General features: G+C 42.4%; 7 protein-coding genes. 1 reads left to right on the forward strand and 6 read right to left on the reverse strand.

The genetic code is table 11. The features are described 5' to 3' along the window. Positions 1-47 precede the first annotated feature (47 nt). The 4 genes from BUC07_RS00620 to BUC07_RS21210 all read right to left on the reverse strand — a co-directional run bounded on the left by BUC07_RS00620 (position 48) and on the right by BUC07_RS21210 (position 6,385). Positions 48-1,796 (reverse strand): LamG-like jellyroll fold domain-containing protein, encoded by a 1,749-nt coding sequence (locus BUC07_RS00620; protein WP_073164003.1) that lies wholly within the window; start codon positions 1,794-1,796, stop codon positions 48-50. A 12-nt stretch (positions 1,797-1,808) separates the two neighbouring features. Further along, positions 1,809-3,341: a RagB/SusD family nutrient uptake outer membrane protein gene (locus BUC07_RS00625; protein ID WP_073164006.1), complete on the reverse strand. Its 1,533-nt coding sequence runs from the start codon at positions 3,339-3,341 to the stop codon at positions 1,809-1,811. 11 nt (positions 3,342-3,352) lie between these two features. Further along, entirely contained in the window at positions 3,353-4,537 is a 1,185-nt protein-coding gene (locus tag BUC07_RS21205; RefSeq protein WP_245792588.1) for a SusC/RagA family TonB-linked outer membrane protein, read from the reverse strand. A gap of 168 nt (positions 4,538-4,705) precedes the next feature. Then, positions 4,706-6,385 (reverse strand): SusC/RagA family TonB-linked outer membrane protein, encoded by a 1,680-nt coding sequence (locus BUC07_RS21210; RefSeq protein ID WP_245792590.1) that lies wholly within the window; start codon positions 6,383-6,385, stop codon positions 4,706-4,708. Positions 6,386-6,731: 346 nt separating this feature from the next. Here BUC07_RS21210 and BUC07_RS00635 point away from each other — a divergent pair, with 346 nt between their 5' ends. Continuing rightward, positions 6,732-9,554 carry a triple tyrosine motif-containing protein gene (locus BUC07_RS00635; RefSeq protein WP_073164009.1) on the forward strand — a complete coding sequence of 941 codons (2,823 nt, stop codon included), beginning with the start codon at positions 6,732-6,734 and terminating at the stop codon, positions 9,552-9,554. Between the two features lie 8 nt (positions 9,555-9,562). Here the strand turns inward: BUC07_RS00635 and BUC07_RS00640 are convergent, their stop codons facing one another. Together BUC07_RS00640 and BUC07_RS00645 are read right to left on the reverse strand one after the other, a co-directional pair. Then, positions 9,563-10,756 (reverse strand): ATP-binding protein, encoded by a 1,194-nt coding sequence (locus BUC07_RS00640; protein WP_073164012.1) that lies wholly within the window; start codon positions 10,754-10,756, stop codon positions 9,563-9,565. Positions 10,757-10,989: 233 nt separating this feature from the next. After that, positions 10,990-13,782 (reverse strand): hypothetical protein, encoded by a 2,793-nt coding sequence (locus BUC07_RS00645; protein WP_073164014.1) that lies wholly within the window; start codon positions 13,780-13,782, stop codon positions 10,990-10,992. Positions 13,783-13,921 lie beyond the last annotated feature (139 nt).

Here is a 13,921-nt window from a genome sequence, read left to right on the forward strand (position 1 = left end):
ATAAAACTAACTAACTAAACTACCCCGACCATTTTTCGCAAAGAATCTTAATTCTCTGCATCAATAATGGCCTGTATCTCTGTTTGCGAGAGTGCTTTATTAAACAATCGGAGTTCGTCCATCAGGCTTAAATCTGACAAGTGGCCCCATTCGGAAAATCGCGGAGCGCCCGAACCGATGGAAAGAATATCGCAACCGGTCCAGTCAATTCCACCAAAATCACCTTCGCTCACCACTTCTCCGTCAATATAAACAGTGCTATGATCGGCTGCAATGGAGAATGCAAAATGCACCCATTCCCCGGTTGACGGATCAACGTCGGCATTTTCGCCGCCGTCGAACCAGGATTCACCATCGCCGGTGCCAACATTCAGCTTAAACCTTTGGTTTCCGGCCGCATCTTCGCGGAAGAACCGGAATCCTTTGGTACGGTCGTTTTGTTTTTCCGGATATTCCGCATGATCAGTGTCCTCCGGCCCTGCAGCAAGAATTCCTGCCCGGTTTGGCTCTGCATTAATTTTCATCCAGAAAACCGCACTGAATTCGTCACCAAGAAAATCATCGGTTGGGAAAGTGAGGTATGATTCTTCTGCTCCTGCATAGGCCTGACCAACTTTTCCTTCAGCAAAACCGGGTGAACCGACTTCGGTGGCTTCGGTGTCGGAAACCAGGTCTTTGTTGCTTCCTTCAAACGGCATATAGAAAACTTCCCCATCGTATTTGGGTTCGTAAGGCATATCGTCAAAAATGATCTGCTGAATTTCGGAACCTGAAAGCGCACGGTTGTAGAAACGCAATTCATCAATAAAACTTAAATCAGAAAGGTGGTTCCAGTAGCTGAATGTTTCCCCTCCTGCGCCAATGGTAATATCATCGCAGCCAGTCCAGTCAACCGGAGCTTCCATAGCAGATGTTCTCACAGGCACCCCGTCAAAATACATCACATTTTCAGTTGGCGTAATAGTAATAGTCACATGCACCCATTCGCCAGCTGTTGCATCGAGGACTCCGCCGTCGTTCCAGCTTTCGCCGCTTCCGGTTCCCACGTTCAGTTTTAACTGCTGACTTTCAGCACCGCCCTCGCGGAACAAACGGAAACCTTGCTGGCGGTTTTCAGGCTCCGCGCCTATACTTAAAATTCCGGCACGATCGGGTGAAGGATCGACTTTATACCAGAACGTGGCACTAAATTCATCACTCTTCAAATCTTCAAACGGGAACGTAATGTAGGAATCGGTTGCTCCCTGATAAGCATTTCCACCCAAAACGCCTTCTCCGGCGAAACCGGGATTGCCCACTTCCGCAGCTGTCTGAAAACTTATCAGCTCCATGTAGTCGCCATCGAATGGCATGTAAAATGTTTCACCTGCATATTTTGGAGTGTAGGGTGAAACTTTTTCGAAATTAATTGAAGCGGTGGTGCTTTTACCATCCAGGTCGGTGGCGGTAATTTCCAGCACATGGGCTCCGTTGGTTACATTGTCGTAAACCAGTTCATCCACCAGGCGACGGTAATCTTTAAAATCAGTATAACTCTGAATTTCAGTGCCGTTTATTTTTACTGAAACTGTGCTTAGTTCAATATCGTCGGTTGCTTCAAAACTGATGGTAACAGGAGCAACTGCTTCAGGCACTTTTATCTGATACCCATCGGCCGGTGAATTGATTGTCACTGCGGGCGCAGTTTCATCGGATCCCACTTCTACTTTCGATAAATCATCGATATAATTCTGATCGCACGCACCTAAAACAATAAGTGCCAGTGCAAAAACTATAATTTTATTTAAGGTTTTCATATCTTATCTTTTTTAGTCAATTCCTTCTTCCAGTTGTGGTAATTCAGCAATCTGATCTGCAGGAAATGGGAAATAAGCTTTGTCCATTGTAAATGTTTTGCCAGCATGGCTCAATTCAGCAGTGTTTTCAGTTCTTACCATATCGTAATACCGAATGCCCCATTCGGTTCCCAGCTCAGCCAGTTTTTCGTCCAGCACATCCTGTGTTGACACATCGGTCAAATCAGTCAACCCTGCTCTGGCCCGAACAAGGTTAACGGCATCGTCCGCCGACAAGGATGAGTTGCCCGAGGCACCTCTTGTTAATGCTTCGGAATACATCAGCAGGATTTCTGAATAGCGGATAACGATGAGATTTTTATTGCTGCCAAAACCAGTTCTTCCAGGAATCAGCTCAGTGGAAGGCTGAATAAATTTACCGCTGGCAAAATTAAGGCGGGCATTGTTGTTAAACACGTCGCCTTCGCGATTTGTATTGGTAATCCATTCCGGGATTTCGCCGTATTCATTTTGAACTTCGGTAATTCCATCGGGAGTAAACACTACAGAAGTCTCAAGGCGTACGGTTTCACCGCGGTCGAGCATAAATTTAATGTATTTCATGGTTGGCTCGTAAAATCCCCAACCGGCTCCGGCCCCTTCAACTTTGGGTGTCCAGCCGCCAATTCCGAAAGGAGAAAAATTATGTCCGAAACGATCGCCTTCACCCTGGTCAAAGTCAGAAAACTGAAATTCCAGGATGATTTCGTCATCCAGTTTCCCGGCTTTTTTAAAGAGGTGGTAAAAATCATCTGCCAGTTGATATTCACCGGAACTGATGATTTCAGAGGTTGCGTCGGCCACTCCCTGGTAATCTTCCAACTCCTGATAAGCCAGCGCCTGAAGCGCATAAGCAGTGTAACTGGTAATTCCTCCAGGTATATCAGGACGTTTGTTTGGGTTTACACCCGGCAGGTTGGGAATGACTTCGTCCATTTCTTCCACAATGTATTGCATTACTTCCGCTTTGTTACTCAACGGAGTATTCTGGATATTGTCCAGTTCATCAATTACAATACAACCTCCAAAAGCGCGGGCCAGGTTCAGGTACAAATAAGATCGGATTACCCTGCATTCGGCCAGATATTGATCTGCCAGTGCATCGTTATTTGCAGCCGGCCTGTACTTTTCAATTTCATCCATTGCTGTAAACACATTCACAATGTCGTTGTAATGCCCCTGCCACAATGCATTTAAGTTCCACTGGCTGGGGAAATATTTAAATTCATCCTGTTCCTGCATGGGAACCTGATCGCCGGCGGCATTTACATCATCACCGCGGATTCCTAGGGTTAAAGGCTCTTCCCAGCCGCGGGTATATAATCCATGATAAGCCCCGAGTAAAGGAAGGACCATATTTTCACCATTTGAATAATCGACATCACTTGTAAATGTTTCATCTTCAAAGGGTGCATCCAGCTTTTCGGTACATCCGAAAACCATTGCCATTAAAAGCGCTGCAATAATTACAGGCACACTATATTTGAAACTATTTTTTACTTTCATCTTTATCAATTTTAGAATTTAAGATTAAGCCCTAACGTATAAACTGCGGGTACGGGATAAAACTGACGGTCGATTCCGTTCGGTACTTCCGGGTTAAAGCCGTTATATTTAAACAGCGTCAGCGGCCTTTCGGCTGTAAAATAGATTCTTGCATCCGGCATGCCCTCACCAATCAGTTCTGCTCCTTTCAGGTTATAACCTAACTGCACATTCTGAATTCTGAAAAAAGCGCCGTCTTCCAAAAGGTAGTCGCTGAAATTCTGGTTCCAGCCCCTGCGCAGCCCGGAAGCTGAAGGGTATTTATTGGAAGTGCCTTCGCCATTCCACAAACCATCGGCCAGGTCGGCATCGATGTTTGTATCGTTGGTCCAGATAATTTCTCCACGCTTGCGGTTCAGGATTTTGTTCCCGGCCTGCCCCATAATGTTCATGGAAAAATCGATGTTTTTGTAGGTCAGCCCCAAAGAACCTCCGTAGTTGAAGGTAGGAATGTATGAACCCAGAAATACTTTATCGTCATCGTTCAGTTCATCGTTGCTATCCTGATCCCTGAATTTGAAATCGCCGGGAACAAGGCCGTTTGCAGAGGCAATGGGATCATTATCAATTTCGGACTGATTCTGGTAAATTCCTTCTACCTCGTAGCCATAGAATGACATTAGCGGTTCGCCCACCTGTGATCTTTGGCGGAACTCCGCTGAACCTCCGTTGATATAGGATTGCCCGTAAAGGTCGAGCACCTCATTTTTTAAAGTTGAAAAATTGGCGCCGATGGTGTAGGAAAAATCACTGGAAATTTTCCCTTTCCAGTTCAACACCATTTCAAGCCCCTGGTTACGGATGGTTCCCACATTTCTTAACACACTACCTGCCTGAAGTTTAAGGCTTACCGGAATGGCAGCATTTTCAGTATCGCGAACGTAGTAGTCCGATTCAATACTTAAACGACCATCGAACATTTCAGCGGTTAACCCAACATTGGTACCTGTTACAGTTTCCCAACCCAGGTAGCCGAAAGTGCTGGTAGTAACCGAACCATTCACCTGAGTATCGTCGATAGCCAGATAAACCGGATTGGTTGTGTTAGCACCGTCCTGCCGGGCAATTTTATCGTTTCCTAATTGTCCCCAGCCACCGCGCAGCTTCAGGTACTCAATTAAATCAACACCCTGAAAAAAATCTTCTTCAGAAACCACCCAGCCTAAACCAAACGCCGGAAAAGTGCCCCATTTTTCCTGGTATTTTGATGTACCTTCCTGGCGGAGGGTAACATAAGCAATGTACCTGTTTTTAAAATTATAGGAAACCCTTCCGAAATAGGAAACCCCATAAAGTCTTTCTGCGTTATCGTCAGCTGTTTTGGATCACTGAGCCCGGGACTGGCCAATGTACCAGGAATTTTCATTCAGTGGGATGTCTTCTGCATAACCGCTTAAGTAATCGTACCATTCATCGCGGTAGGAAGTACCGGCCATGGCCGTTAAATTATGGTCGCCAAAACTATCGGTGTATGTAAGTGTATTGTCCAAAAACTGATTTACAATAGTTGTACGGGAAGATGAGATTGTAGAAAGCGGCCTGTTTGTAGAATTTGTTATATAATATGGTATTCCCACATTCCGCCCTTTAATAAACGTTAGAGAAACGTTGTAATTGGTTTTAAATTTCAGCTTATCCTGCAATATATCTACTTCAGTATAAATCCCGGAAAGCGCTTTTCTTATATCCTGCCTGTCTTCATTAAAATCGAGGCTGAGAAAGGGATTCTGCGAACCGCGGTAACCAATGAGTTGTGCACTGGAATACCGGCTCGGATTTGGGGTTTCGTTATTCACCAGCTGTTCGTAATTCTGATCGTCGTAAACCGGAAGAATAGGAACTGCGTGGTATGCACTAAACCAGGCGGCATCGTTTGCAATATACCTGGTACCGTTGCTCACATTAAAATTAACTCCAGCCTTAAGCCAGTTATTGGCCTGATGGTCAATTTTTGTTCTCAGGTTTAACCGGGTGAATGAATTTTCAGTTTCAAGCAGCCCTTCCTGGTCAAAATAACTAATGCCAATTGAATAAGAAGTTTTTTCGGTTCCTCCCAAAATCGACAGCGAATGGTTTTGCTGTTGTGCATAAGGTTTCATTATTTCAGCATACCAGTCGGTATTTACATTGGGTACATTGGGGTTAATCCGGCTTCTTCCGTAGCGCTGCATGGCATTCTGGATGAAGCTGATGTCGGCCGGATCGCCTACCTGATTGATGTAATTTACAAATTGCTCCGAGTTGGCCATTTGCAACACATTTTGCGGCACCTGCATTCCAATGTAACCTTCGTAGGTAATAGTAGTTTCAGTATTGAGCGAGCCATCTTTTGTAGTGATAAGAACTACTCCGTTTGCAGCTCTTACACCATAAATTGCCGATGCGGATGCATCTTTCAATACCGAGAGTGTTTCAATATCCGAAGGGTTCAGGAAATCGATATTGTCGAAATACATTCCATCCACTACATACAATGGTGATGAGTTGCTGCTTGTAGGAAACGAACCGACTCCACGAATACGCACGGTGGGTTCCGCTCCCGGCGAACCGGCACTTACCACCTGCACTCCGGCAACCTTGCCCTGCAATCCCTGCATGGCCTGCCCTGATGGAGTTTTTACCAACTCTGCCGATTCAATTGTGGAAATGGAAGAGGTGAGGTCTTTCACCTTTAGTTCTCCGTAGCCCACTACCACAACTTCTTCCAATCCAATAATATCTTCCTTCAGCTCAACGTCGATGGTTGTTGAACCATCAACACTAACCTCTTTGGTAATAAAACCCACGAAACTAAAGGAAAGCGTTGCATCTGGCGGAACCTCAATGGAATAGTCACCGTCGAAATTGGTAATTGTTCCGTTTTGAGTCCCCTTTTCAAGTATTGTTACCCCGGGTAGCCCCAGGTCGCTTTCATCGGTTACCTTGCCTGTTACAACAACAGTTTGTTGTGCCATTAACGATGTAACCGAAAAAATCAGTAAGAAAAGAAATGATAATTTTTTCATAGCTCATATTTTAATTTTTATCAGTTGAAATCCTGAGTACAATTTATGGGATGTTCACACCAACGGAAAAAAAACTGCCTCACTACTATTTCACTTTGCGTGATGAAGCAATTTGGGCACCTCACAACTAACTCATACCCCCTTGTCAGGATTCATTTTATTCATTGGAAACCAGCATTTTAAAAACCCAACTCTTTTAAGATTACGTATCAAACAACCAAGAGGTTTCAAGCTAAAAAGTGCGGTATATTTCAGAAAAGACAGAAAAACTCATTACTTTTGATACAATGATGAGTGCCAGGCTAATGAATTGAACTGCAACTTTTAGTAAAGATTGTATTTAACCATGCAAAAATGGCTTTACATATTTTGTTTCTTATGGTTATCCGTTTTTATATGGAGCTCATCTCTTTTGGCCCGCCCGCAGGAGTGGCACATTAAAAATTTCAGCAAAAAAGAGTACCGGGCAGCCAACCAAAACTGGTCGGTTGATGCCAGCCCCAACGGGTTTATGTATTTTGCCAACCATGCCGGGTTGCTCGAATTTGACGGTACCAGCTGGGAGCTTTACCGTTTGCCAAACCAAACCATTCTCCGCTCAGTAAGTGTTTTCAACGACAGCACAATTTTTACAGGCGGCTATCGCGAAATTGGATTTTGGAAAGCAGACCGGAATGGAAAACTGAATTATAACTCACTTAACCTGCTGGCGGATGAATTGCTTGGCAAAAATGACGAATTCTGGAATATCTGCTTTTTAAATGATACTGTTTATTTTCATTCATTCACCAAAATATTAAAGTATAAAAACAATAAAATTACATCCGTTGAGCTACCCGGTTTTGTAACATCAATGAACCGCGTGGAGGATAAAATTCTGATTGGGGTGAGAGACAAGGGGATTTACACCATTTCAGACGAAAAAACGGAACCGTTTATTACTGATCCTCAACTTGAAAACGCAATTATCCGGTTTATAATTCCCTACCCAAACGATCAAATCCTTATCGGCACTTCATCGGATGGAATTTTCATGTGGGATGGACTACAACTGAAGGAATGGAATCAGCAGTGGAGTGATTATTTCAAAAGAAATGAGGTGAACCGGGCACATATCAACAAAAACGGACATTTGATTATCGGAACTATTATTGACGGAATTGTTGTTTTCGATGAAAACGGGCAACAAATTTCAAGCTATAATACCTCCAACGGATTTCAGAACAATACCATTCTGGATATTGCTAACGATATATATGGAAATGACTGGTTTGCGCTGGACAGCGGGATTGATTTTATTTCTTACAAAACGGGCAGTGGCATTAAATATGACCCCATTCCGGGAATTGGCAGTATTTACGATGTAGCTGTTTTTGAAGACAAAATTTACCTGGGAACCAACCGGGGATTATTTCACAAAAAACGACAGAACGCCAGTGCCGATTATACCCTTGCTCCTGAAACGAGCGGGCAGGTTTGGGATATCAGCGAAATGGACAACCAGTTATTTGTAGGTTTTAATCAAGGGGTGCTGGGCATTAAAAACAACGAAATCAACCTGATATCCAGCCAGGCGGGTGGTTTTTCAATAACCGAAGATCCCTTAAAACCAGGCAGGTTAATTCAATCAACTTATTCGAACCTGGTAATTTTTGACAAAGTTAATTCTGAATACCGGCAAAAGGGCACAATCAACGGTTTTTATGATCTTATCCGGTACATAGAATTCGATCATCGCGGGAATTTGTGGGCCAGCCACATGCACCGCGGAGTTTACAAGCTTCAGTTAAATAGTTCGCGCGACAGTGCTGTAAGTATTCAATATTACGGAAAGAATTCAGCTTTTGAAAAAGACCATTCCATCCATGTTTTTAAAGTTGAAAACCGCATTGTATTCACTACCGAAGAACAACTTTTCACCTATAATGATTTAAATGACTCCATCGTTCCCTACCACTTATTGAATGAAAAACTCGGAGAATTTACAGCGGCGCACCGGATTGTCCCGGCTCCCAATCACCATTACTGGTTTATTACCAAAGAAAAAATCGGGCTGTTTCTAATCCGTGAAAATGAAGCAGAATTGATAAAATCTATTCCCAACCAGGTTTTTGCCCCGCACGAGATGATTGATGGTTTTGAAAACATAGTACCACTCACAGCCACTAAAGCAATCATTTGTTTCGAGAACAGCATTGCCTGGTTCGATTTTTCCCAAACCGATTCGCTGACTGAAATAGAAAATTATGCTCCGCAACTACGGAAAATCAAACTGACTGATAACCAGGGAGTACAACAAACGAAAAGCATCAAATCGAACCTGGAAGTTAAATTCAAATTTAACAACATACAAGTAAAATATGCTTTCCCGCATTTTACGCACCGGCCAATTCAATTTCAGGCATTTTTAAAAGGAATTGACCAAACATGGTCGGAGAAAAAAGAAGTTCCGGTTTTTAGTTTCGACAGGCTGCCTGCCGGCGAATACCAACTGCTGGTTAAGGCTGTTGATGCGTGGGGAAATGAAAGTATGCAGCACAGCATAAATATTAATATTCTTCCTCCCTGGTATTTAAGCAACTACGCAGGAGCGGGTTATATTTTGGCATTCATATTCCTGGTGCTCGGGCTACAGGTTTGGGGAGTCAGGCGGACACGCAAAAAAGAACGCCGCCGACTTGAAAAAAGAGAACAGGAATTGATAAAACTCCGCAACGAAAAACTCCGCAACGAGGTGGAACACAAAAGCAAAGAGCTGGCCAACTCCACAATGGCAATTGTGAAAAAAAACGAGTTCCTGTTAAAACTGAAACAGTCGGTGACCAACCAGAAAGAACAACTGGGAACGCGGTATCCCGACAAATACTATTTGCATCTCATAAAAAAAATAGACGATAATATTTCAAGTCACGAAGACTGGCATCTTTTTGAAACTAACTTTGAACGGGCACACGAACAATTCCTGCATAAAATAAAGGAAAAATTCCCTGAATTAACTTCCAAAGATTTACGACTTTGCGCTTTTCTGCGTATGAACCTGACTTCAAAAGAAATTGCCCCGCTTTTAGGCATCTCGGTGCGGGGAGTTGAAAACCACCGCTACCGGTTGCGCAAAAAAATGGGGCTGGAACACGATGACAGCCTGATTGATTTGATACTGGAGCTGTAAAATTTTAGTTAATAAAGCAATCCGAACAACCATAAAGGAATTGTATTTCCGGATCCAATTTCAATGTTGTCTTTTACAATAAATGCATTGGACAAATCTTTCAGTTGTTTTTGTGACTTTCCTCTGCCCCCTACTTCAAAAATGAATTTATTATTTACCATGAAATCTCCTTTTGATGGATATTCAACACTATTTCCAACCTTCAATTGATTAAGAAAAAATGTTTCCCTGGTATTTCCCTCGTTTATTGAATCTCTGCCTAATGCAAAAGCAAGGTTGGTGTTTTGAAGGTAAAGCTTTTCGGGCTTATTCAAAAAATTAATACCGTGACTGTCTTTTCTCAAGCAATTAACAATTTGCGCTTTCTCGAGATAAAACAAATACCTGAGCAGGGTTTCCCTGGTAACACCAATTTGTTCGGAGAGCCGTTTGATGTTCGGTTTGTATGGAACAAGCCTGGAAAGTACAGCGATTAGTTTTTTCAAATTCACTACAGAATTAAAATCGATATTAAAAATGATAGGTAAGTCGCTTTCCAAAACAATATTTAAAACATTTAACAACTTTTCATGGTAGTGGGTTTCACTTTCAATAACAAAAGGATAATACCCACTATGTATATATTCCTTAAAATATTTTAAAGGTTTTATCTCCGGAGGAATATTTAATGTAATCCCCCTGGCATTGGAAATAATGTCTTCAAGGGTTAACAGAGGTAGCGGGGCGTTATATTTCAGAAGGACAAACTCACGCAACGAGAGCCCAGGCAACTGATATAGAACCAATCTGCGACTCAGATCATGCGAGCCTTTATAAACCTCCAATGCAGAGGAACTTGTAAATACAACTCTCAGTCGGGGAAGGTTATCGTATATCAATTTCAGATCGTGCGACCAGTTTTTATATTTATGTACTTCATCGAGTAAAAGCAATTCTCCTCCTTCCCTCTCAAACTGAACTGCAAAATCGTATAGTGAATTCTCCGCAAAATAGATATGATCCAGTTCCAAATATATGGTATCGGTACTAAAGCCATGGGTCTTCTTCAGGTATTGCAGCAGCAGCGTAGTTTTACCAGCTCCACGCGCTCCACTAATTCCTGTCAGTCGGTTATTCCAGTCAATTTTTTGAAGTAAAAAACGTTCGAAATGGCTGGATATATTTCTTATTTTAAAATCCGAAATTTCGCGAAGCGTATCCATAGTACCAGATATTATAAAAAATTGCGTTATCGACAATGCAAAAACAACTGCATAGTCACTTATCAATAATGCAAAATTATACAAAAATTGCATTACGGACAAATCATTCCGAAACAATAAGATTAAAATATTTTGTGTGCGCAGAGTTGAAAACCACCGCTACCGGTTGCGCAAAAAAATGGGGCTGGAACACGATGACAGCCTGATTGATATGATACTGGAGCTGTAGTTTTTCAGTTCAGCGAATAATTGTACAATTTTCCACCTTCGCTCCCCACAATCAGGCTCAGTCCGGTGTCGTTATCCGATAGTTTGCCAATGCTAAACTCGGTATTTCCCTGGAGCGGAAATCCTTCGTGCTGTTTTCCTTCCGGATTAAAAAGATGAATTCTATTGGCAGTGGCTTCCACAACACCCACTTTTTTAAGTTCAGGGCCAAACGTGTAAATATTAGGAGGATAAGTTAACGGATTATCAAATTTTTCTGAAAACTGTTTTTTACCGTTTTCATCCATCACAACCAGCTGGTTGTCATCAACAAAAACAAAATCAGGAACAGTGTTTCCATCCAAATCATCCACAATAAAAAAGTGCTCTTTGCCAAAACTGTCCGTTTTCTTTTCTTCGTGCTCCCCGCTAAAATAGATGTAATGCACCTGCCCGGTAACATCGGTAGTAACAATTTTGGGTGTTCCGTTTAAATCCAGAAAAAGTGGGTTTTTCGAGTTTTCAAACCAGGCTGAAGTTTCAACCCGCGTTTCGCCGCGGCGGTTCTGGATGTACACTTTCGTTTCATCTTTAAAAACAATGTAGTCCCGGTTATCGATTCTGAAATGCTGAACTGGTGTTGTTACTGTGCTCTCAGTGGTTTCAAAAACCCAGCCTGATAAAGCACTTCCAGACTTATCGTAGGCTACCACTTTTCTGTCTTCGTGGGCGATAAAATAGCGGTAGTCGCGGTTGTTGTGGTAATCGAACACATTTACCCCATTGGTGGCCGGCGATTCAAATTCAACCGGAAAATGCGCCACGTTGTTTCCTTCCCGGTCAATTAGGTACAATTTTTCTTTTGTATTGAAAAGGTATTGCAGCTTCCCGTTTTCGTAATAATCGACCTGGTGAATTTCGCCCAAAACAGGCTCCGAAAGCGGAATGCTCCATCGGATCCTTCCTTCGCCGGTTAACTGGAACAAATTGTTTTGTTTGTCCTGAAAAACTATTTCGCGATTGGCCACGTTGTTGTGGTTGGTAACCAACCGGGGTTTTAAACTGATGTTTTGCCCAATTGTACTTTGCCATACCGTTTGCGCCTGGTCTCTTGCATTGGGGTTGTAATCAATAACTACTGAATTGGCAAACAACTCTTTATCCTGTTTTATCTGCCAGCTTACAAATCCAAATTTCCGCAGGCTTTCGCTCTTTTCTTCCAGGATCTCCACCATTTTACCGGAAAGTAATTCGTTTCCAAAGCCAAAGGCTCGGTTTAAATCCGCATACACATTAATATTTGCCCGGCTTGCGTTTTTTTGCTTAACCCGCTGAAAAGTAGTATTTTTTGTTAATCCGGCCCCCAGTTCCATACTACGCAAATACTCCCCCAGTCCACGCTCAGTATTGCTAAAAACCATAAAATCACCATAGAATGCAACGTAGTTTGCTTTGGCAATTCCAAACGGGCTCCCCAGCCAAATACCCGGAAACGACGGATACGGAAACCGGTAAACAGGATAGCTAATTTCTTCATTCACTGCATATTGCATTCCCATTTCAGCCGGCTCAATATTGTTACGCGTTGCGTAATTGGAGAGTAATTTATTCAGCCGCTCTTCTGCTGCTGGTTGATTTTCAGTTTGAAGCATAAAATAAACCGTTTTATTTTCCGGATCAACCGGGATTGTGGTAGTGGCTACAATTATTTCGTTTTTGACCATGCCCTGCAATTCATTTTTAAAATTTGAGCGGGTTCCGCGGTCGAATCGTTTCATGCGCTCTTCGCGGGTGTAATAAAAATCGGTATGGCTGAAATAATTGTCGAGGCGTTTGAAAAACTCATCTTTATCAGAAAACGCATAACTGCAGAAAAAAGAAGTATTTTGAGGTAGCGCGTTTTCGGCCTGAAACCGCACTGTTTGCTGGCCGTTGAAAACCGAAAGGAAATGCCCCAGAGAATCATCGGCTGCTGCGGTGCCATTTAGTAATATGTGATCGTCATTGAATTGAAAATCAAATTCAGTCCACTCCGCAAAACTTTTAAACGATTCCAACTGGCGGCGTATGTTTTTACGTTGAGTTTCCCCAAATTCATCTACCTCTGTTTTGGTTTCTCCATTAAGGAGCTGGCCTGCATAATCAGTAAAATACTGATGATTAATATACAAAGCCACATCGGCCTGCGAGCCGGCAGATTTATTTACCGCCCGGAAATACTGGTTGTTAAGAATCCCATCGGTAACCAGTTGTCTTATTGATTGTTCAACTGAAATTGACTTTGAGCCAATCAAAAAAACATCGCCTGCAAACGAATAGAATAGGGGCTCATTATTAATTGCACTGCCTATTTCAGTAATGGTATGTTTCCCGTATTTTTTTTCTGAATAAGAAAATTTTCCTGAAGGATATAAATGATGAATGAGATTTTCGAGTGCTTTTTTGCGGTTATTGCCTTCTGCCCCGGTAATAATCAAGGGCACTAAATCATTCCTTCCGGCAAAAGGAAATGAGAGTACAAAAGATGTGTTTCGCAGATTAGCGGGGAAATTGTCGCTGTTTTGAATGAGCGTGTCGAGGTTTTGAGTGAGCTGAAAAAAACGGGTCCAGATTTCTGCTTCTATAAGTTCGTCAATTGCCGGATTCCCGAAGGGGACAGCTTTAAGCGAATTAAATTCCAGGAAAAAAGGTGAAGTAACCGGCACGGCTTTATACAGCGTGGTGTCTTTCGGAAAAATTATTTCTTCTCTCGAAAAATACAGGAATCCTGCAGCTATGGCCAGAATAACAATTACGACAATTAATAAACCTTTCTTCATTCTAAGCAATATTTTAAAAATAATAATCTACCGGAGCAAATTCAAAGGTACAAATTTGAAAACGCTGATTATTGCCAAATTGTGATGAGAAATGAGACATTTAATGTTAATAAAACCGATTTTCATCGGGCCAAAATAA

Origin of the sequence: Tangfeifania diversioriginum (assembly GCF_900141875.1) — a bacterium.
GTDB lineage: Bacteria > Bacteroidota > Bacteroidia > Bacteroidales > Prolixibacteraceae > Tangfeifania > Tangfeifania diversioriginum.